This window comes from Agrobacterium sp. SORGH_AS_0440 (assembly GCF_031453135.1).
In the GTDB taxonomy this organism is placed as follows: Bacteria; Pseudomonadota; Alphaproteobacteria; order Rhizobiales; family Rhizobiaceae; genus Agrobacterium; species Agrobacterium pusense.
In genome coordinates this window covers 1,429,545-1,451,387 of sequence record NZ_JAVIYR010000001.1, presented here as the reverse complement: position 1 = coordinate 1,451,387, position 21,843 = coordinate 1,429,545, and the positions used below count along the sequence as shown (strand labels likewise).

The window sequence follows — 21,843 nt, the reverse complement described above, 5'->3', positions numbered from 1 at the left end:
AAGCGCCCGGCCATTGCCGGGCGTTCGTTTATTGGGGCACACCCCGCCCCGCACCGCTTCCGCCTGCAAATGGAACACATGCGCATGTCACGCATTTTCACGTCGCGCAATAAATGGTTGCAAGGCATTCAAGGGGACAACAATTGAACAGTCAGATTCAGGCCAGCCCACTGAGCATTGACGACGTGACCGTCATCGATGACGAGAAGGTCAAAAAAGCCGTGACGGCAGCCGCCCTCGGAAATGCCATGGAGTGGTTCGATTTCGGTGTTTACGGCTTTGTCGCCTACGCCGTTGGCAAGGTCTTCTTTCCGGAGGCTGCCCCCGCCGTTCAGACAGTGGCGGCACTTGCGACATTTTCGGTGCCGTTTCTCATTCGTCCGCTAGGTGGCGTTTTCTTCGGGGCGATGGGCGACAGGTTCGGGAGGCAGAAAGTCCTCTCTCTCACCATTATCATCATGGCGGCCAGCACCTTCTGCATCGGCCTCATTCCGGGTTATGCGACCATCGGCATCTGGGCCCCTATCCTTTTGCTGCTCTGCAAGCTCGTTCAGGGCTTTTCCGTGGGCGGGGAATATACCGGTGCGGCCATCTTCGTGGCGGAATATGCGCCCGACCGCAAACGCGGTTATCTCGGCAGCTGGCTCGATTTCGGCTCGATTGCCGGTTTTGTGCTTGGCGCGGGGCTGGTGGTGCTGCTCAGCACCGCCATGGGTGAGGCGAAATTTCTTGACTGGGGCTGGCGCATTCCGTTCTTCCTTGCCGCTCCGCTCGGACTGATCGGCCTTTATCTTCGCCACGCCGCGGAGGAGACGCCGGCTTTCACCGAACGCCTTCACCGCGCTGAAGAGGAGGACCGTCAGTCGCTGAAGGAACGGCCCATGGTCCCCATCGCGGAGATCACCAGCAAACATCTCCGTTCGCTGGCAATCTGCATCGGCATGGTTCTCGTCACCAATGTCACCTACTACATGCTGCTGACTTACATGCCCACATACCTGTCAAAGACGCTGAATTACAGCGAGGATCACGGCGTCCTCATCATCATCGCCGTCATGGTGGGTATGCTGTTCGTCCAGCCGGCCATCGGGCTTTTGAGCGACCGGATAGGCCGCAAACCTTTCCTCGCTGTCGGCAGCACGGCGATCTTTTTTCTCTCGCTACCGGCTTTCCATCTCATCGCCAGCGGGCAGGTGGTCCAGATTTTCTTCGGCTTGCTTATTCTCGCCGTCGCGCTGAACTGCCTGATCGGAATCATGGCCTCGACCTTGCCCGCCCTGTTCCCGGCGCGCATACGCTATAGCGCCCTGGCGATCGCGTTCAACATCTCGATCATCGTCGCCGGCCTGACTCCAACGGCCACGGCCTGGCTGGTGGAAGCGACCGACAACATCTATATGCCGGCCTATTACCTCATGGTCGCCGCTGTCTTCGGCATTGTCACCACTTTCTTCCTGAAAGAGACGGCGAACCGGCCTCTCTATGGCGATACGCCCAACGCCTCCAGCCGCAAGGAGGCGAAATCGCTTCTCGCCGCGCAATATCTGCACATCGAAAAAAGCGTTGAAGAGATTGACGAGGAGCTTCTCAAACTGGAACAGCAGAAAGAAATTCTGCAGGCGAAACGCAGTCAGCTCGTCGGCCGGCACCCGGACCTGAACTAACTCCATCCGCCATAGATGAAATGCGCGGGCAATGCGTATCGCACCCCGCGCATCGATTTTTTCAGGTTTCAATCGGCCTGCGCCGAGAGCAGCTGTTGTTTCGCTCAAACGGCGAGGAAGCCGCCGTCCACCGGCAATACGGCGCCTGAAATCATCTTGCTGTCATCGGAAAGCAGCAGCGCGATGCTCTGCGCCACCTCTTCGGCTTCTGCGAAGCGGTTGAGCGGATGACGCACCATCATAGGCTGGCTTTTGACCGGATCGTTCCACGCTTCCGCAGCCAGTTCAGTGAGCGTGATGGTGGGCGCGACGGCATTGACGCGAATACCATGCGGGCCAAGTTCCTTGGCAAGCACGCGGGTTGCGCCCTCAAGCCCGGCCTTGGACGCCGCATAACACAGGTGATCCTGAAAGCCGCGATGCCCCGCAATCGAGGTGATGTTGACGATGGCGCCGCCGCCGCCCCTTGCAACACGCGCGCGGGCGAATTCCTGGCAGGTGATGATGGCTGCGCGCAGATTGATGCCCAGCACGGCCTCGTAGCCTGCATCGCTCATGTCAAGCACACTTTCCAGCACGTTGATGCCGGCGCTGTTGATCAGGAAATTACAGGTGCCGGCTTCGGCCATGGCGGCGCGGGTGGCGGCGACGTCGGCAAGATCGGCACGGATCGAACGTCCGCCGATTTCGCTTCTGAGGCTGTCGAGATCGGACTGCGTGCGGCTGATCGCCACGACCTCCGCACCGCGTGCGGCCATCAGCTGCGCGCAGGCGCGGCCGATGCCTTTGCCTGCGCCGGTGATGATGACGGATTTTCCGGAAAACTGCATGGAATCCTCGTTATTTGCGGCCAATGCGGCCGGATGATCTAAGCTTGTGACGCGGCTTAGGAATGGCTGGCCGCGCGAATGGCGCGCGCTGCGTTCTGCAACGCAAGAAAGGCGTCGTAGCGTGCCTGATGAACCATCTGGAAAGCGGGATCGGGAGCCGCACAGCTGGCGATACGCGACATCGCGGGCATCGCCGCCATCAGGTCCGGATAGGTTCCGGCGGCGACGGCGCCCAGCATGGCCGAACCAAGCAGCACCGGCTCCTCGCATTCGGTCAATTCGACGGGAAGCCCGGTCGCATCGGCCAGCAACTGCCGTGCAAGCGGGTGGGCACCCGCACCGCCGCTGACACTGATGGTTTCCACCGGCGCGCCGTTGCGGGCCTGCGTTTCGATGATCTGACGAAGCCCGTAACCAAGGCCGAGAAGCCCGGCCACATAAAGCGCGACAAGGGAATCCACGCCGGTTTCCATGCCATATCCGGCAACGACCGCGCGGGCATGGGGATCGGCGAAGGGTGCGCGGTTGCCGAGAAATTCCGGCACCACATGAAAATCCTCTGCAAGCTTTGCTGCGGCGGAAGCGGATTCGGCGAGGCCGAGGGCGCGGTCGGCAAGCCAGACCGGCAAGGCTTTGCCATCCTTCTCGGCAAGCACCTTCGCTTCGGGGACTGCCGGATGTAGCTGAACCAGATAATCGATGGCCGCACCGGCAGCAGACTGGCCGCCCTCATTCAGCCACGCACCGGGAACCATGGCCGAATAATAAGGCCCCCAGACGCCAGGCACGAAGGCGGGTCCGGCTGTCGTCGTCATGGTACAGGACGAGGTCCCGAAAACATAACCAAGGCATTTCGAAGCATCGCCACCCGCAGCAACCGTACCGACGCCGCCGGCGTGGGCATCAATCAGGCCCGCAGCAACGGCGGTGCCTGCCACCAGCCCCATCGCCTTTGCGGCGTCTTCCGTCAGACCGGTGCCGAGCGCCGTGCCCGGATGGACGACGCTTTCACCGATGCGGCGGAAGCCCTGTTCCGCCAGATCGCCAAGGCCAATATTGTTGAAATATTCCGAATCCCAGCGGTTCTCGTGGGCGAGATAGGTCCATTTGCAGGTGACCGTGCAGGCAGAGCGATCAAGCGCGCCGGATGCCTTCCATGTCAAAAAATCCGTAAGATCGAAGAAGTGCTCGGCGCGGGCATAGACATCCGGTCGATTTTCCCGAAGCCACAAAAGCTTCGGCGTCTGCATTTCGGGAGAGATGCGGCCACCGACATATTTGAGAACCGCATGTTCTCCGGCATTGATGCGCTCTGCCTGTTCAACGGCACGGTGATCCATCCAGACGATGATATCGCGTTCGGGATGATCGGCAGCGCCAACCGGCAGGGTCTCATCGTCCGGCCCGCGAACGACGAGTGAGCAGGTGGCATCGAAACCGATGCCGGCAACATCGACAGGATCGATACCAGCGCGTGAGACGCTCTCCCGGACGCTGTCGCAAACCGCCTGCCACACTTCCGCGCTCGATTGCTCGGCAATGCCGCCATCTTCGCGATGCATGCTGATCGGACGCTTGGCGGTGGCGAGAAGCTTGCCCGCGACGTCGAAGACACCGGCCCGCGCCGAGCCGGTCCCGACATCGACACCAACGAGATAGGAAGCCATTTGTGATACTCCTCGGAGCGGATGATCCGGTACTTGAACAGATTTGAGCGGCGGAACCGTTTCCGGTTTTCCCGCCGCTCCAGACGTTTTTAAACGCGGTCGAAGTTGGTCGGCAAGACCAGCATGTCGCGGATGGTGACGGTGCGCTTGCGTGTCAGCATGTAGACAACGGCATCGGCCACTTCGCTCGCATCGATGAGGCTGCCCGATTCCTTGGCCTTTCGGAGGTTTTCCTCCGGCCAATCGGCCAGCAGTGCGGAAACGACCGGGCCGGGGGAGACCTGCGCAACGCGCACGCCGTGCGGGATCATCTGGCGGCGCATGCCCTGCACGAAGCTGGTGATCGCCCATTTCGAGCCGGAATAGACCGGCTCCCAATAGGTCGGGAAGTGGCCGGCGATAGAGCAGGTGACGATGATATCGCCGGTCTTGCGCTCCGACATGTGCGGTACGACGGCATGAACATTCTTCATGACGGCGTTGACGTTGAGATTGAGCATCTTGTCGATGGCTTCCGGCGTCGTCTCGGTGAGATCGCCGCCGATATAGGTGCCGGCATTGCAATAGAGAATGTCGATATGATCGACCTTCTTGAGGATCTCAGGGATCATCGCGTTGCAGCTGTCGGCATCGAGCAGATTGGTGACCTGCGGGATGGCGCGGTCGCCAAGCTTGGCAACCAGATCATTCAGGGCCTTCTCGTTCCAGTCCACCATGACCACGGTCGCACCCTGTTCCAACAGCGCTTCTGTGGTGGCAAGCCCGATGCCGGATGCGGCGCCGGTGATGACCGCAATCTTGCCTTGCAGCGATTCAGACATTTAATTCTCCTGCGTTTATGAAGATATTTCCGGGCCGGCTCAGCGCCATTCGCGCCCGATATAGATGGCCAGCAGAATGATGCCGCCCTTGATGACATCCTGCAGATAGGGGTTGATGCCCATCAGGTTGAGGCCGTTATTGAGAATGCCGAGCAGCACCGCGCCGATGAGCGTGCCGAGAATGAGGCCCCTGCCGCCTGCAATCGCCGTGCCTCCAAGAACAACGGCCGCGATGGCATCGAGTTCGAAGCCGACACCGGCATTGGGCTGACCGCTCATCAGGCGACCGGTGAGGATCAGTGCCGCAAATGCTGCCGTGACGCCCGAGATGCCATAGACGGCAAGCTTGACGCGCTGGGTCTTCACGCCCGAAAGACGGGCTGCCAGCTCGTTTCCGCCGAGCGCATATACGTGGCGGCCGAAAGCGGTGCGCTGCAACAGCACCCAGGCGATGGCGTAGATCACCACCATGATGACGACTGGGACGGGAACCACACCGATACGGCCGACACCAAACCAGGAAATCCAGCTCGGAATACCGCTGACGGGGTAGCCGCCGGAATAGATAAGGCCAAGGCCACGGGCCATGCCCATGGTGGCGAGCGTGACGATGATGGCGGGCATCTTGCCCCAGGCGACAAGCGCCCCGTTGAAGATGCCGATGCCGAGACCGATGAACAGGCCGGCCGGCAGCGCAATTGCAGGCGAGAGGCCGGTGTTCACCATCAGGCCAGCGGAAAGCGTTCCGATAAGCGCCATGACAGCGCCGACCGACAGGTCGATACCGCCGGTCAGAATGACGAAAGTCATGCCGACGGCCAGAATGCCAACGACGGAAACCTGCCGCAACACGTTCATGATGTTGTTGAGGCTGAAGAAATTGTCGCTCGCAAGCCCCATCAGGATGGATACGACAATCAGACCCGCCAGCGGCAGGGCGAGCGGCGAGCGCAGCATGGCACTGAGACTGAAACCGCCCGTTTTCGCGGCAACGCCGGTGTTTGCATCAAGCGACATGTTCAACTCTCCCGGTGGTGGCGTTTGTCATTATTGTTTCTGAATTGATGTCGTCTCCCTCGACCGTGGCAACGATGCCGCCGGACCGGAAGACGCAGACCCTGTCGGACATGCCGATGACTTCCGGCAGTTCCGAGGAGATCATGATGATCGAATGGCCCCTGGCAGCAAATTCGCGCATCAGCGAATAGATTTCTGCCTTCGCTCCGACATCGATGCCACGTGTCGGTTCATCGAAGATCAGCACGCGCATGTCGTGGTTCAGCCAGCGCGCGATAACGATCTTCTGCTGGTTGCCGCCGGACAGCGTGTCGACGCGGGCGTAAGGCCCTTGTGCCTTCACCTGCACCTGCGCCATGGCCTTTGTCGTGTACTCCAGTTCCTTCTTGAGATCGAGGAACCAGTGCGCCTTGCGGTATTTGCCGTAATTGTTGAGCGAGATATTCTGCAGGATGGAGAAGCTGGTGATCAGGCCCTCTTCCTTGCGGCTTTCCGGCAGCAGGCCAATGCCGCGCATCAGCGCATCATCGGGGCCGGAAAAACGCGTCTCCACACCATCGAGCTTGATCTTGCGGCGCGTCGCGGAATGCGCGCCGAGCATGGCGAGAACTGTTTCCGTGCGGCCTGAGCCAACGAGCCCGGCAAAACCAAGAATTTCGCCCTTGCGCAGCGCGAAACGCGAGACAGGGCCGCCCTTCTTCAGTTGCAGCTCCTCGACTTCGATCACCTTCGCGGCGGAAGGATCGAGTTGCGGCTTCGGCGGGAAGCTGGCTTCGATGCGCCGGCCGACCATCATTTCAACCAGGCGGTCATTGTCGACCTCCGACGTCAGGCAAGAGCCGATCAGCTCGCCATCGCGCAGGACGGTGATGCGGTCGCAGATCTCGAATATTTCCTCGAGGTGGTGCGAAATGAAGATGATCGCGACACCCTGACGTCGCAGTTCGCGCATGACCTTGAACAGATGTTCGGTCTCGGAAGGCGTCAACGTGGCGGTCGGCTCGTCGAGCACGAGAATGCGGGCATCCAGTGACAAGGCCTTGGCGATTTCGACAAATTGCTGCTGGGCGACGGAAAGGCGGTGCACCGGCACGTCGAGCGGTACATCCACGGCGAGCCGGCCCATGATTTCGGCTGCGCGCTTGCGCATCGCGCCCTTGTTCAGAAGGCGCAGCGGCCCGCGGATTTCGCGGGCAAGGAACATGTTTTCAACGGCGTTGAGATAAGGGATCAGGCTGAATTCCTGAAACACGATGCCGACACCGGCGGCAATCGCCTCATCGTAATTGGCGAAGCGGCGATCCATGCCGTCAATGCGGATCGTTCCTTCCGAGGGCTGCAGGATGCCGCTCAGGATCTTCATAAGAGTCGATTTGCCGGCGCCGTTTTCGCCCAGAAGCGCATGCACCTCGCCGGCGCGCGCCTCAAGGTCGACGCCGCGCAGGACTTCGATCTTGCCAAAGCTTTTTCTTATTCCATTCAGTTCCAGCATTTCACCCTCCTCAATGGTCGGGATTTAACCCCGCCCCCGCATAAAGCGGGGACGGAGCCTGGGAGGAGTTCTTACCAGCTGAACTCGCCGGCGTTCTTGCTGTCGACGACCATAACGTCGATCGGGACTTCCTTCGGCACGACGCGAGCGCCCCACTTCTGGGCGAGCGCCATGGCGAGGCCGACACGCACCTGGTCACGCGGGAACTGCGCGGTGGTTTCGATGAAAGGACCACCCTCAGCAATCGCCTTCACAGCTTCCGGAGCACCGTCGACCGAGGTCAGCTTGATGTCCTTACCGGAACCCTGAATAGCAGCCAGAGCGCCCATCGCACCGCCATCATTCACCGAAAAGATGCCGGCGAGGTTCGGACGCGACTGGATCATGTTTTCAACGACGCCCAGAGCGACGGAGCGGTCCTGACGGCCGTTCTGTGTATCGACCAGCTTGATCTCGGGGAATTCGGCGAGTGCGGCCTTGCAACCTTCGACGCGCTGAAGGATCGGCACGACCGGGATACCGTCGAGGATCGCGACTTCACCCTTGCCGCCGAGCGCGTCACCGAGATGCTTGCACGACTTGTAGCCCGCGTCACGGTTCTTCGAGCCGACGAAGGTATCGACCGGGCCATTGGCGTTGGCGTCAACTGCAACGACGATTGCGCCGGCAGCCTTGGCAGCGTGCACCGCGGCTTCGATGCCGGCGCTATCCGTCGGGTTGAGGAGCAGGATGTCGATCTTCTGCTGAAGCATGTCTTCAACGTCGGAAATCTGCTTGGCCACGTCGTGGCCGGCATCGGTCACGACAACGTCAGCGCCGATGCTTGCCGCAGCTTCCTTCAGCGCTTCCTGCATCGACACGAAATAGGGGTTGTTCAGCTCCTGGAAGGTCATGCCGATCTTCAGCTTTTCCTGCGCCAGCGCCGGAGCGGCCATCATTGCAATTGCGGCTGTCGCCATCAGAAACTTGGATTTCATTTTCATCTCATTCTTCCTCCCATTAGGAAAGTTGGGGCAACAAGTGCCCGTTTCCGGACAGACCTCTGCCCGAATTGGTAAAAATCGGCGATGTGTCGCTGGTTTACTCCGCCATAACAGCTGCCTTCTGGGCCGCAAAAATGGTTCGGAACCTCGACGGTGACATTCCCTTGAGTTTCAGGAAATGCCGGTTGAAATTGGAAAGATTGGAAAAGCCAACATCGTAGCAGACCTCGGCCACCTTCACATCCTGATCCGCCAGCAACATCTGGCAGGCAAGATCGATCCTTAACTGATTGCGATAGCGCACCAGCGTCGTGCCGGTATGGCGCTTGAAGGCCCGGGAGAAGGCGCTCGGGCTCTGGCCCACCATGTCGGCGAGATCGATTTCCTCCACCTGTTCGGTCAGATGCTCGCGCAGATGAGAGAGGGCGCGATTGATGCCGCTGTCGCCAATCCCGGTCAGATCCAGTTCGTAGCTGAGGCTTGCCAGCACCTCGGATGTCGGCGCATTGACCAAGAGATCGAGAATTTCCCAGAAAAGTGCCAGACGCGTCAGGCCCTGCGCCTCGATAAGCCGAAGGATCAGCGGGCGGACCCGATCGCTCGTCTCGTCGTCAAAGAGAATACCGCGACGGCTGCGGTCCAGCAGGCCGCGCACCACTTCCATCTCGGACATGGAGGCGCAGGCATCCTCGATAAAACTCTCCGGAAACTGGATCACGAGGGAACGCGTCGGCACGATTTCGTCCGGCTCGATCTCGCTGATCCAGTTCTGGGGGAGATTGGGGCCGGTCATGATGAGCTGACCGGGGCCGAAACGGCCGACGAAATCACCGATATAGAAGGTGCCTGACGTCGCGACGACCAGATGAATTTCATATTCGGGATGATAATGCCAGCGCACGGTACGGAACGGATAGCCATGCCGCCAGGCAGCGAAAGATTCGCCCTTGCGGATGTGCACCAGTTCCAGATCGGGCTGCATCATGGTTCCTCCCATCAGTCACGTCCGCCGCATTTGCGAAGCGAAGCCATTCCTCTTTATGGCTCGTCCCAGGCGTTGATGAGGAGCATAGGGCGGGCCGCGGCTAAACATCCACATCACGCCGGAGAAATTACCGATACTTTTTTGACTGTTTTTTGCCAGAAATTGAATAGTGCCTCAACGTGATTGACAGCCAACGTTGCGGAGAGCCTGTTTTTTTTGCTCAATTTGCCGTGATGCGCCCAAACAATTCTCAACAGGAGGCGATCTGTGATGAATTTTTGGAGTAGGGCCTGCCTGCCACAGGCAGGCCCTACTTATACTTTTCCGCGCACCTTTCGCCGCTTATGCATCAGCGAGCGAATGTCCGGCACTTATTGCGGCATCACTATCTGCAGTTTGACGTCCGTTTCCCGCGCTTCCACCGCACGGTCGAAACCGGCAATACTGTCTTCAAAGGGAATGGTCGCAGAAATCAGCGGCTTCAGATCGACCTTGCCGGATGCGATGAGCGCCACGGCGCGATCATAGACATTGGCGTAGCGGAAAACCGTCTCGACCCGAAGTTCCTTGGCCTGAAGGCCGACAATATCGACCGGAACCGGATCGACCGGCATACCGACGAGCACGATTGCGCCGCCCGGTCGTGCGAGGGCGGCAACGCCAAGAATGGCGGGGGCAGCGCCCGAGCATTCAAAGACGATATCGCAGCCCCAGCCGTCCGTCGCCTCAGCGATCGCTTCAGCGAGGTTGCGCTCGCGGATATTGACGGTCTCGATGCCATCGTAAGAGGCGATGATATCGAGCTTGGGCTGCGCAAGATCGGCGACGATGACTTTCGCGCAGCCGCCCGCGAGCGCGGCAAGCGCCACCATCATGCCGATCGGACCGGCGCCTGTTACCACGGCGACATCGCCCGGCTGGATGCGGGCACGCAGCGCCGCCTGCATGCCGATGGCAAAGGGCTCAACCATGGCGCCTTCGGCAAAGGACACATTGTCCGGCAGCTTGTACGTGAAAGCAGCGGGATGAATGACTTCCGGCGTCAGGCAACCATGCACAGGGGGCGTCGCCCAGAAGCGGACGGCCGGATCCACATTGTAGATGCCGAGCTTTGACGCGCGCGATGTTGCGTCGGGAATTCCCGGCTCCATGCAAACACGGTCGCCAGCCTTGAGATGCGTTACCTCGGCGCCGGTTTCGATCACCGTTCCAGAGGCTTCGTGCCCGAGCACCATCGGGGCGTTGACGACGAAATGTCCGATTTTGCCATGTGTATAATAATGGACGTCGGAGCCGCAAATGCCGACCGTGTGGGTGCGGATACGCACATCCTTCGGTCCGAGTTTACCGGGAATATCAAAGTCCCTGAGCGCGAGCTTCCCTTTTTCTTCCAGCACCAGTGCCTTCATCTCATCCTCCGTGGTTTACGATACGCCTGGCAGCGAATTCAGTCAGCGTGATGGCGCGCAACCTCGGCAAAAGTAAACAGAAATCCGCCGGAATAACCGGTTTTTCTTCACACAGGAAAAACTGTATCGAGGAGCCTGCAATTTCTCATCACTGGCGCGATGTCGTGTCCTTTCCGGAGCCGGACATGAGGACTGATTCGTCTGCCGGAGCTATTCGCCCGGCACGGCGGCGATCTGGAATGGGGCGTGCTGACCGCGCGTCGACAGCCAGAAGCGGGCCGGAACTGCATCTGGCTTGCCTGGGGATCAGGCCTGGATCAAAGCGATACCGCGGCTCCTGAAGCCGAGTGTGACGTCGCTTGCCGGCGGCAGGCCGGTTTCCGCCATATGATCGATGATGAAAAGCGTGCCGATCTCGGTTTCCACCTCGTATTCCACGTGGCCGCCCAGATAGGCGCTGTGCAGCACCCGCCCGGCAACCCCCTGCCCGCCGGGCTGACCGATTGAAATCGAGCCTGGGCGAACCGCAAGCTTCGCCGGCCCCAGCCTGGCGTTGCCTGCGGAAAGCCGATAATCGATGCCCCCAACGCGGACCATTGCGTCCGGTCCATCCAGCCTTACCACTTCGCAGCCCACGACATTCGCCTCACCCATGAAATCGGCAATGAAGGCGGAGGCTGGCGCCTCATACAGCTCGCGCGGGGCGCCAGACTGGGCGATCTCTCCATCCTTCATCACGATGATGCGGTCGGAGACGGCGAGCGCCTCATCCTGATCATGCGTCACGTAAACCGCAGTGAAACCAAGTCTTTGCTGCAATTCACGGATTTCGGTGCGGACCCGGCGGCGAAGGCGGGCATCGAGGTTCGAAAGAGGTTCGTCCAGCAGCAGCACCTGCGGCTCCAGCACCAGAGCACGGGCAACCGCGACACGCTGCTGCTGCCCACCGGAAAGTTCGGCAGGCAGGCGATGCCCCATGCCGGCAAGGCCGACAAGCTTCAGCCCCTCTTCCGCCTTTTCCCGCGCTTCCGCCTTGCGTAGCCCGGAGGATTGCAGGCCATAGGCAACATTGTCGAGCGCCGTCATGTGTGGGAACAGCGCATACGACTGGAAGACCATCGAGACATCGCGCTCGTTGGCTGGCAGCATCGTGACATCCTGATCGCCGATGAGAATGCGGCCGGACGTCGGGTGTTCGAGGCCCGCCAGCATGCGCAACGTCGTCGTCTTGCCGCAGCCGGATGGGCCGAGCAGAGTTACCAGCGTGCCTGGTTCGATGGTGAGCGACAGGTCCGGTATGGCGGTGAAAGCACCGAAGGTCTTGCGGACATTCTTGAAGGTAACGGAGCCGGGCTTAACGGAAATCATGCGGTTTTCTCCTGGGCAAGAGGAACGGGGGAAGCGGATGGTAGGCCAGCGACGCGGTTTTCGCGCCGCAGCCGACGCTCGCCAACGAGGAACTGGAAGCCGGCAATGACGGTGATCATCACCACGATCAGCATGGAGGAATAGGCAATCGCAACCCCATATTCGCCGTTTTCGACGAGGCCGACGATGTAGGACGTCGCCATGTTGTATTCGGCGCTGACGAGGAAGATGACGGCGCTGATGGAGGTGATGGCGCGCACGAAGGAATAGACCAGTGCGGCCGTGATCGCGGGCCTCAGGAGCGGCAGGATGACCTTGCGGATGGTGCGGAAACTGTTGGCCCGCAGCGTCAGCGAGGCCTCGTCGAGGCTCTTGTCCAGCTGGCTCATCGCCGCAATGCCGCCGCGCACACCGACCGGCATGTTACGGAACACAAAGCAGGCGATGAGGATCAGCGCCGAGCCGGTCATTTCCACCGGAGGCAGGTTGAAGGCCATGATGTAGCTGACGCCTATGACTGTGCCGGGAATGGCAAAGCTCATCATCAGCGCAAATTCAAACAGGTTCCGCCCGGCAAATTTCTGCCGCACGATGATATAGGCCGTCAGGAGACCGACTGCGGCGGTGAGCGGAGCGGAAATCAGCGCGATCTTCATGGTCGTCCAGAACGAGTTCCAGGCAACGCCGGTCCACGCGATGGAGCTGTTGGAGAAACTCACGGAAAATGCGCGGAGGTAATGGTCGAAGGTGAGGGAATTGTCGAGACCCCAGGTCTTCACGAAACCGCCCACAAGGATCATGCCATAAACGACGATTGTGAAGACCATCCACGGCACGACAACGGCATGAACGCCGATGGACAGGCCACGCGGAAGCGCGATATGCGCGCCGCTGTCGCCCTTTCCCGTCACCGTGGCGAAATTCTTGCCTGCCAGCCAGAAGCGTTGGGCAAGGAACGCCGAAAGCGTGAAACACAGCAGGATGATCGCCAGAACCGCGGCGCGCGACGGATCGTTCTGCGAACCAACGACAGCAAAGAAGATTTCCGTCGACAGGACGCCGTGTGTGCCGCCAAGCACCAGCGGGTTGCCGAAATCCGCCATGCTTTCGATGAAGCCGATGAGAAAGGCATTGGCGAGACCGGGCTTCATCAGCGGCAGGGAAACCCGCCAGAAAGTGCGCCAGCGGTCGGCGCGCAGCGTCTGGGAGGCTTCTTCCATGGAGGGGCTCACCCCTTCGACTACACCGATCAGCACCAGAAACGAGATGGGCGTGAACGAAAGAACCTGCGCGATCCAGATGCCGGTCATGCCATAAAGCCAGCGACCCGGCTCAATGCCGAAGAGATAGGAAAGCCATTCGGTGACGACGCCGGCGCGGCCGAAGAGCAGCGTCAGGGCAAGACCGATAACGAAAGGCGGCGTTATGATTGGCAGCACCGTCAGGAGCCGCAGTCCCGTCTTGAAGGGAAAGCGCGTGCGGGTGGCGATCAGGGCAAAGCCAAGGCCGAGCACGGTCGAACCGAAAGCGGTCATCAGCGCGAGGAAGAGTGTGCGCCAGGCAACACCGCAGCGCTCCTCACCCACGACGCAGCCAAGGCTCCATATGCCGGGATCCTTGATATTGCGAATGAATCCATCGGCATTAAAGGAGCCGTCGAAATCCTGAACGGACGCAACCAGCATACTGCCGATCGGATAGAAGACAAAAACCGTAACGAGGAAAACCAGAACGGAAATGGCGCCGACGACAAAGGCATCGCCCTTCATGACACCACGTTCGGCAAGCCCGAAGGCAAAAAGAAGCACGAAGACGAACGACATGACGACGGCCCCCGCCCCCATGGACGGCTGGCCATCGGCGAGCATGCCGAAGAGATTTTCGCTGATTGTCCAGGTCCAGCCGGTAAAGCCGATGGCCAGCCCTTGCAAGGCAAGGAAGACGAGACCAGCAGCGCCAATGAATGCAAGCAAACCGCCCCGGCGCATCGGATCACGGATCGGCCGGACAAGGCATGCGGCAAGGAAGAAAATGACAATGCCCACCATCCATGGTTTTCCATAAGACAGTGTCTGCAACACACCGGGTGCATTGCTGGCGGAGGAGAAAAACCCGGACAGCCAGCGCAAGCTGTAAAAGCCGCCTTCGATGCGATACCAGGGAAGAAGAATGAGGGCAAAAGCCCCGAGCGCCAGGACGATGTCCAGCCTGCGATTGCCACGTGTCATGGCCGACCTCGCTTGTTTCATGCCGATGAAAGAGTGGCGGACACCCCGGCTTCAAAAGCCGGGATGCCGATCGCCGGAGTTCAGATCAGTTGGCGACCGCACCAACTTCGCGATCCCAGCGTTCCAGCAGCGCCTTGCGCTTGGCAGGATCGCCATAGGTCTTGAAGTCGTAGTCGATGAGCTTGATGTCCTCGAACTTCGGTGCCTCTTTCGGCACTTCCGCCGTTTTGTTGGACGGCAGCTGGAAGGACTTGGCGTCCTTCATGCGCGACTGGACCTCCGGCTTCAGCGCCCAGTCGTACCAGGTCTTGGCATTTTCGAGGTTGCGGGCGCCCTTGATGATCGACATGGAGCCGATCTCGTAACCCGTGCCCTCGCACGGAGCGATTGACTTGACCGGGAAACCTTCCGCAGTCTGGGCCACCGCATCATGCATGAAGACGATGCCGAGCGCCGTCTCGCCGCGCGCGGCCGCCTTGACCGGTGCCGAGCCGGACTTGGTATATTGCGAGATATTGGCGTTGAGCTTCTTCAGGTAATCGATGGCCTGATCCTCGCCCATGATCTGCACAAGTGAGGCAAGCGCGGTATAGGCGGTACCCGAAGAGTTCGGATTGGCGATCTGGATTTCGCCCTTGAGTTCCGGCGCCAGAAGGTCGGCCCAGCACTTTGGCTCCTTGTAACCCTTGGACTTGAATATCTCGGTGTTGTAGCCCCAGCCCAGGGCACCGGCATAAACGCCGACAGTCCGGTAACCCGTGCTCTCCGCCTGCTTGACCGCCCAGTCCTGCAACTGGTCCAGCATCGGCGACTTGTATTCGAGCGTCAGGTTTTCCGAGGCTGCCTGCATGTGCGGGTCGCCCGTGCCGGCCCACCAGATATCGGTTTTCGGGTTGCGGGCTTCCGCGCGCACCTTGGCATAGGTCTCGCCCGAAGACAGGCGCACCATATTGACCTTGATGTCATGAGACTTTTCAAAATCACCCTTCATCTGTTCGCAGATAACGACATCGGCCGAGCAGATCAGGTTCAGTTCGCCGGCCGCCTGCGCGGAAACGGCGCTCAGTGCCGTACCGGCAAAAAGCAGAGTGGAAAGTATCGTCAGTCGCATGGTTATCCTCCTGTAGCTTGCGTCTGAATTTTGGGTCACGTGCAGACATAGCGCTGCCGGTCGCGGCACCTTGTGGCGCGCGTGCTGTCGTTTCGGGGCTTTTGGTATTTGGCCCTACTGGGTCTGGCTCGGGTGAATCTCGCTGTCGAAGCGGCTCAATAATCGACTTCGCTCTTCCGGCTGGCCGAAGGTGGCAAAGTCGTAATCCACCATCTTGATCATCGATATATCAGGTGCTGTCAGCGGCAATGTCGCCCGGGCGTTGGACGGCACCTGGTTCTGGCCTGCTATGGCGCCGGTTTCCTGTCCTTCAGGGCTCAGCGCAAATTCCACGAAGGTCTGCGCAAGCGCCGTATTGTGGTTGCCCTTGACAATGCTGACCGCCCCGATCTCGTAGCCGGTGCCCTCGCAGGGCGCGACGATGACCAGCGGGAAACCCTCGATCTTCTGGGTCACGGCATCATGCATGAAGGAAATCCCGATAAGAACCTCACCCCGCGCCGCCGCCTTGACGGGTGCCGAACCGACCTTGGTATAACCCACGACATTGAGGTTCAGCTTCGTCATGAAACCAAAGGCTTCTTCCTCGCCGAACAGCTGCACAAGCGTGGCGAGCATGGTGAAGGCCGTGCCGGAGTAATTCGGATTGCCGGTCAGGATATGGCCACGATAGACGTCCTTGGCCAAATCCTTCCAGCAGGTGGGAGCGGGTAAGCTGTTTTTGGCAAGCAGTTCCGAATTATAGGCAAAACCAAGCGCGCCAGCATAAATTCCAGCCGATTTCGACCCGGACATCGCATTGAAGTTCTGCGCCCAGGGCAACAGATCCTGTTGATTGGCGGGCCGATATTCGTCCAGCAGGTCTTCGGAACCTGCCTGCAAATGTGTATCGCCGGTGCCGCCCCACCACACGTCGACTGTCGGATGGGATCGCTCGGCGCGAATCTGGTCGAGAATTTCGCCGGTGCTTTTGCGAACCATCGAAATTTCAAGTCCGGTCTTGGCTTCGAATGCCCGCTGCATGGTCACGCACCAGGCCTCATCGACGCCGCACAGGACGTTCAACTTCGGTTCGGCCATGCCATGCCCTGCGCCGCACAGCCAAAGGACCATGCTCGCCGCAAGTGCGGTCAATGCTTTCAATTAAGCCTCCCTGCCTGGAACCTCCCCGTTCCAGTCTCCATCAACAGCATGTCACATCCTGTCCGCACCGCAATCGAAGAATGGTTACCAATCTTTCACCGCACTGCCGAACAAGATTACAGATATTACAATTATGACAGGAGAGATAACCAGCGAGCCTTTGAAGATAGCCGCCACCATGCCTATGATGGTGGCGGGAGGAAGTTGCAGTGCTTAATCAGAAGGTTCGCATTCTGATCGTCGAGGACGATCCGGATATGGCCGAGCTTATCTCGGATCTCGTCGAGGCCGAGGGCTGGCTGCCCACCTGTGCGCGCTCCGCAGAGGAGGCCGACGAGATACTGGCAAAGGACAGGATGCAGCTCGTCCTCGTCGATCACAATCTGCCTGGCACGTCCGGGCGCACCTTCGCTCAGCGGCTGCGCAGCCAGATCGACATCGGCATCGTCATGGTCACCGCCGCCGGAAGTGCCGCCGACCGGGTGCTCGGCCTGGAAACCGCCGCCGACGACTACGTGGTCAAGCCCTTCGAACCAATCGAGCTCACGGCGCGGATCAAGGCCGTCCTGCGCCGGACAATTCCCTCGCTAAAACAGGAGAAGGACAGCGAGCGTGACCACGGGCGCGCGGCGCTGCGGCTTGGGGACTGGGCGATTGATCTTGATGCACGCCGCGCTGTCTGCCTCGCGGACCGCAGCCGGACACTGACGAGCGCCGAATTCGCGCTTCTGGAAGTTCTTGCCGAGACGCCCAACCAGCCCGTCAGCCGTTCCCAGATTCTCGACAGGCTGGGTTCGGAGAGCGACCGTTATATCGACAGAAACGTCGACGTGCTGGTGCTGCGGCTGAGGCGCAAGATCGAGATAAACCCCGATCTGCCGCGCCATATCAAGACCCGGCGCGGTAAGGGTTACGTGCTCCACACCGATGAGGGCGAGCCCTACCCGTGATCAGCCGCTCCTTCCTTTCCTCCATCGCCTTTCGCCTGCCCTTTGCGATCGTCTTTACCTGCGTCCTCGTCTTCAGCCTGTCCGCCATCGCGATTTACGGATTGCAGCGCGCCCGCGATGAAATGGCGGCCTATGGATTGCAGGCCTTCTCCAGTCTCGCCAAGGCCTCGCTGGTCTCGCGGCAGGTCTCCGATCTCGTCTCCAGTGCACCTTTCCTGATGAATGCCGCCTCGCCCTATCGCGTTTCCAGCGAAAGCCGCTCCGTTGTCCAGCAGGTCGATCTGCTTCTGCAGATGACAGAGCCGGGCAGCGGCGAGCGGGCAGCACGCGGCTTTGCGAGCGAGCGTATCGTTGAACTGCTGCAGCGTATCCGAGCGCAGACACTCGATCTCGCTAAGGATGCCGATGCCGCGCAGGGCCACAAGGCGGAGGCGGCAGCCGCGCTTGGCGAAATCGCCACCGGTCAGGGTATCCTCGATCCGGAGCTGCGCCGGCGGATGAACGGCATCGTACAGGCCGCGTCCGCGTCCGACAGTCTTTTTCAGCTTGGCGAACTGCGCCGCCGCTATGTGGCGGAAACAACGGCACGTCAACAGGGTTATCCGGGCGAGCGTCTGCCCGTTGCCGAGCTTCAGCCATATGAGCGGGTTTTCGAGGCCCAGAGCCGTTACCTTCTGGAGATGTTTGCGATCCGCGCCTCGGTCTCGCGCCTTCACACCGTCTCGCGCGATCTTTCGCATGTGACCGAAACGCAGGGCGACGCGGTCGCGCGCAGTCTGAACGAAGACCTTATCTCCACCTCCGATGCTCTCAACCGGCTGCTGATCATTGTGGCCGTTGCCTCGCTATTGGTTCTCATCGTGGCGATCTTTTCGATCCGGTCGGTGATGCGTGTCTCGCGCGGGATCGTGACGCTCTCCAACGGCATGAATGCCCTCGCCAAGGGGGAAACGGATGTCGGGCCGCCCTCCTATACGGGTCCCGAGACGGAGCTCATCCGCCTGCTCGACGCGTTTCGCGCCTTCCACGACAGCGTCGACCGCGTCTCTCGCCTCAGGCGTACGGCCGAAGCCGCAGCCCGCACCATCCGCTCCACATTCCGCAACATGAATGAGGGAATAGCGCTGTTCGATCCGGCCGGGCGGCCTATCACCATGAACCGCCGCATCATCGAACTTGTCGGGCGTTCCGGCTCGTCCCGAAAGCTGCCGATCCGCCGGTTCGTCGAGCCCATTCCCGAAATCGATTCGACGCTGCTGCCCTTCGATGGTGGGCATGGGAACCTGCTGGAGCGCGCCGTGGTGCGGCATCGAACTGCCGACCAGCGGGTTATAGAAATATCGATGTCGCGCCAGCCGGATGGCGGCATCGTGCTGCTTGCCCGCGATGTGACCGCGCTAGACCGGCAGGAGGCGGAAGCAGTCAAGGCCCAGCGGCTGGACGGCATCATGCGCATGACCCACCAGGTCAGCCACGAGGTGGGCAACATGATCGGCATCATCACCGGCAGCCTCGGCCTTCTGGAGCGAGAGGCCGGTTTCAATGACCGCCAGAACCGGCATATTGCCCGCATTCGCAAGGCAGCTGATCGCGGCCGCTCCCTGGCCAGCAGCATGCTGACCATCGGCAGCCAGCAGCCCATCCATCCAAGCTGCATCAACGTGGCCAATCTACTGCGCGGCATGGCCGATATTCTCGAGATCGCGGTTGGCCCCAAATGCCGGATTGCACTCGATTTCGATGATGATCTTCCGGCCATCCCGCTCGACCCCGCCCTCTTCGAGCAATCCATCCTCAATCTCTGCCTCAACGCCGCGGCCGCCATGCCGGAGGGCGGCCTGATTTCAATCGAGGCGGCCTGCGAGAAGGATACCCTGGCGATAACCGTCTCGGACGAGGGCATCGGCATGACGCCGGAGGCCGTGGACAAGGCCTTCGAACCCTATTTCACCACCCGGGGGGACCATGGAGGCGCAGGCCTGGGACTTGCCATGGTCTATGGTTTCGTGCGCCAGAGCGGTGGCGAAGCCCACATCCATTCAAAGCCCGGTGAGGGCGCAAGGGTACAGCTGCTTTTCCCGATTCATGCCGGACAGGCGAGATAACATTGCAGGATCGGGTGTCGGGGCACTGCCGCCCGGGGATCAGCCCTTGCTGATGCGCAATCCATCCAGAAAGGTCCGGAAACTCCTTACGGCCCGTTCCGACGTTGTTTCCGGATCGTCAGAATTGGCAATCCACTGGGCTGCGCTGCTGCTCGCGGCATTGATGAAACGGGCACACGCCTCGGAATCGATATCGGCGATCGTTCCCTCCTGCTTGAGCGCATCGAGACTGCGCGAAACAGCGGAAATACAGCCATTGGCATTTGGCCAGCGGGATGGATCGCCAAGGACGGCCGGTCCATCGCGAAACATGATCCTCTGGATTTCCGGTTCAAGCGCCATACGGACATAGCCGACATTCTCCTCGACGAACCCTTCCCAACGCGTCGAGGCTCTCGAAGAAATCTCGCAAAGCCTTTTTGTCATCTCCGCGTCGATCTCGGCCACCACCGCCAGCAACAAACCCTTTTTGTCACCGAAATGATGGTAGAGCGCACCACGGGTCAGCCCTGCCTCGGCGGTAAAATCATCCATGGAGGCCTCAGCATAACCAATACTGCCAAACGCCCTGCGTCCGGCAGCCAGCAGCTTTGCCCGCGTTTCAGCAATCATTTCACTGCGAGGTTTGCGCATTTTTGCTCCAGCATCTACATACGTCGCGTATATTAGTTGACATACGCCGCGTATGCAATTATTTCATTCACATACGCCACGTATGTTTGTGGTGGATACTCCCTAAACAAGGTGCATCCGATGTCTAATCCATACAGAGAAATTTTCCGGGTTCCAGGCGCCAAAGGCTTTTCAGCTGCAGGTTTCTTTGCCCGCCTCCCCATCGCCATGGCGCCGATCGGCATCGTGGCCATGTTGTCGCAAACGCATGGCGAATATTGGCTGGCAGGCGCCGTATCGGCAACCTTCGCGCTGACCAATGCCGCCGTCGCGCCGCAAATCTCGCGGCTGGTGGACCGCCGGGGCCAAAGCAGCGTTCTCATCCCCGCGACCATTCTATCCGTCCTCGCCTTTGCGGCGTTGATCATCGCCACCAATCAGCGATGGCCGGCGTGGACGCTGTTTCTTTCCGCTTTCCTCGCCGCCGCCATGCCAAGCATCCCCGCCATGATGCGGGCCCGCTGGACGGAACTCTTTCGGGACCGGCCGGAACTGAATACGGCCTTTGCCTTCGAATCCGCGGCTGACGAACTTGTCTACATTGCGGGTGCATCGCTTTCCGTCGGGCTTGCGGTTTCGCTTTTTCCAGAAGCGGGCATGATGATCAGCACGGCATTTCTGGCGGTCGGAACATTTGCCTTTCTTCTGCAGCGATCCACAGAACCCAAAGTGCGTCCGGTCGAGGGCGGCCGTCGGCAGCGTTCTGCAATATGGCTGCGTCCGGTACAGATCATCACGGTCGCGCTGATCTTCGTCGGCTCGACTTTCGCCACCGCCGAGGTGAGCGCCGTCGCCATCACCAAGGAACTCGGCCAGCCGGAAGCAGCCAGCCTCGTCATCGGCGTCTATGCCATTGGCTCTTTCGTCGTCGGCCTGCTTCTTGGTGCGCTCAACCCGAAAACGCCGCTGCACCGGCAATTGCTGATCGCTGTCAGCGTTCTTGCCCTGACGGCGCTGCCGCTCCTCGTCGCGGCATCCAGTGTCGCCCTGCTTGCCTTTGCCGTGTTCCTCAGCGGTGTGGCAATCTCTCCCATTTTCATCACCGCTTTCGGCCTGATTGAACGCCGGGTGCCGGAATCGATGCTGACGGAAGGCGTGACCTGGGTCATGACCGGTATCGGTATCGGCATGGCGCTGGGCGCTTTCGTCTCGGGATGGGTGATCGACAATTTCGGCCCGGACAATGGCTTCTGGGTGTCGGTCGCCGCAAGCCTTTCAACGGTGACGATCATTGGGCTTGGTCAGCGCAGCCTCTCGGCGGAGCGAAGGCATCCGGGTGGGTCTCCGGCAGCGCAGCCCGCCGAATGATCCGGGCTGGCGGACACTGAAACGAACGGACCGCACCGCTTCTCATGAGTAGACGCTTCAAAAACGCTTCTCCGCGCAGGATATGCGGAG

Annotated in this window: 17 protein-coding genes; 4 read left to right on the top strand and 13 right to left on the bottom strand. The window is 60.3% G+C overall.

All coding sequences use genetic code 11. From position 1 onward, the window contains the following. Window positions 1–143: 143 nt before the first annotated feature. Entirely contained in the window at window positions 144–1,664 is a 1,521-nt protein-coding gene (gene proP, locus QE453_RS06650) for a glycine betaine/L-proline transporter ProP (RefSeq protein ID WP_004438219.1), read from the top strand. Between the two features lie 104 nt (window positions 1,665–1,768). On the opposite strand, the gene QE453_RS06645 is transcribed toward proP, so the two are convergent. The 12 genes from QE453_RS06645 to QE453_RS06590 form a co-directional block, all read right to left on the bottom strand. Beyond that, a complete protein-coding gene (locus tag QE453_RS06645; protein ID WP_262622363.1) occupies window positions 1,769–2,494 on the bottom strand; it encodes an SDR family oxidoreductase in 726 nt (241 codons plus the stop codon). A gap of 56 nt (window positions 2,495–2,550) precedes the next feature. Beyond that, complete coding sequence (locus QE453_RS06640; protein ID WP_309776545.1) at window positions 2,551–4,161, bottom strand: FGGY-family carbohydrate kinase; 1,611 nt, start codon at window positions 4,159–4,161, stop codon at window positions 2,551–2,553. Between the two features lie 89 nt (window positions 4,162–4,250). Next, entirely contained in the window at window positions 4,251–4,982 is a 732-nt protein-coding gene (locus tag QE453_RS06635) for an SDR family oxidoreductase (protein WP_004438213.1), read from the bottom strand. A 39-nt stretch (window positions 4,983–5,021) separates the two neighbouring features. Then, the gene (locus QE453_RS06630; RefSeq protein WP_004438211.1) at window positions 5,022–5,999 is read right to left on the bottom strand and encodes an ABC transporter permease; all 978 of its coding nucleotides are present in this window, start codon (window positions 5,997–5,999) and stop codon (window positions 5,022–5,024) included. Next, window positions 5,989–7,491, bottom strand: coding sequence for a sugar ABC transporter ATP-binding protein (locus QE453_RS06625; protein WP_006698672.1), 1,503 nt, complete (start codon window positions 7,489–7,491; stop codon window positions 5,989–5,991). The genes QE453_RS06630 and QE453_RS06625 overlap by 11 nt, the downstream gene beginning before the upstream one ends. Window positions 7,492–7,562: 71 nt before the next feature. Next, window positions 7,563–8,474 carry an ABC transporter substrate-binding protein gene (locus tag QE453_RS06620; protein ID WP_004438208.1) on the bottom strand — a complete coding sequence of 304 codons (912 nt, stop codon included), beginning with the start codon at window positions 8,472–8,474 and terminating at the stop codon, window positions 7,563–7,565. 97 nt (window positions 8,475–8,571) lie between these two features. Further along, window positions 8,572–9,456: an AraC family transcriptional regulator gene (locus QE453_RS06615; protein ID WP_004438205.1), complete on the bottom strand. Its 885-nt coding sequence runs from the start codon at window positions 9,454–9,456 to the stop codon at window positions 8,572–8,574. 374 nt (window positions 9,457–9,830) lie between these two features. Beyond that, window positions 9,831–10,868 carry an NAD(P)-dependent alcohol dehydrogenase gene (locus tag QE453_RS06610; protein ID WP_004438202.1) on the bottom strand — a complete coding sequence of 346 codons (1,038 nt, stop codon included), beginning with the start codon at window positions 10,866–10,868 and terminating at the stop codon, window positions 9,831–9,833. Between the two features lie 306 nt (window positions 10,869–11,174). After that, window positions 11,175–12,236: an ABC transporter ATP-binding protein gene (locus QE453_RS06605; protein WP_022563549.1), complete on the bottom strand. Its 1,062-nt coding sequence runs from the start codon at window positions 12,234–12,236 to the stop codon at window positions 11,175–11,177. After that, the gene (locus QE453_RS06600) at window positions 12,233–14,464 is read right to left on the bottom strand and encodes an iron ABC transporter permease (protein ID WP_262622360.1); all 2,232 of its coding nucleotides are present in this window, start codon (window positions 14,462–14,464) and stop codon (window positions 12,233–12,235) included. The genes QE453_RS06605 and QE453_RS06600 overlap by 4 nt, the downstream gene beginning before the upstream one ends. 85 nt (window positions 14,465–14,549) lie before the next feature. After that, entirely contained in the window at window positions 14,550–15,575 is a 1,026-nt protein-coding gene (locus QE453_RS06595) for an ABC transporter substrate-binding protein (RefSeq protein WP_153775265.1), read from the bottom strand. Between the two features lie 114 nt (window positions 15,576–15,689). Next, window positions 15,690–16,688 carry an ABC transporter substrate-binding protein gene (locus QE453_RS06590; RefSeq protein ID WP_037091000.1) on the bottom strand — a complete coding sequence of 333 codons (999 nt, stop codon included), beginning with the start codon at window positions 16,686–16,688 and terminating at the stop codon, window positions 15,690–15,692. Window positions 16,689–16,927: 239 nt separating this feature from the next. Between QE453_RS06590 and QE453_RS06585 the strand changes: the two genes are divergently transcribed. Both QE453_RS06585 and QE453_RS06580 read left to right on the top strand, forming a co-directional pair. Next, window positions 16,928–17,668 (top strand): response regulator transcription factor, encoded by a 741-nt coding sequence (locus QE453_RS06585; protein ID WP_037090999.1) that lies wholly within the window; start codon window positions 16,928–16,930, stop codon window positions 17,666–17,668. Further along, complete coding sequence (locus QE453_RS06580; protein WP_037090997.1) at window positions 17,665–19,773, top strand: PAS domain-containing sensor histidine kinase; 2,109 nt, start codon at window positions 17,665–17,667, stop codon at window positions 19,771–19,773. Before QE453_RS06585 ends, QE453_RS06580 begins: the two co-directional genes overlap by 4 nt. Before the next feature lie 39 nt (window positions 19,774–19,812). Here the strand turns inward: QE453_RS06580 and QE453_RS06575 are convergent, their stop codons facing one another. Next, window positions 19,813–20,406 (bottom strand): TetR/AcrR family transcriptional regulator, encoded by a 594-nt coding sequence (locus tag QE453_RS06575; protein ID WP_004438189.1) that lies wholly within the window; start codon window positions 20,404–20,406, stop codon window positions 19,813–19,815. 120 nt (window positions 20,407–20,526) lie between these two features. Between QE453_RS06575 and QE453_RS06570 the strand changes: the two genes are divergently transcribed. Then, window positions 20,527–21,753, top strand: a complete 1,227-nt coding sequence (locus QE453_RS06570; RefSeq protein ID WP_006698679.1) for an MFS transporter — start codon at window positions 20,527–20,529, stop codon at window positions 21,751–21,753. Window positions 21,754–21,843 lie beyond the last annotated feature (90 nt).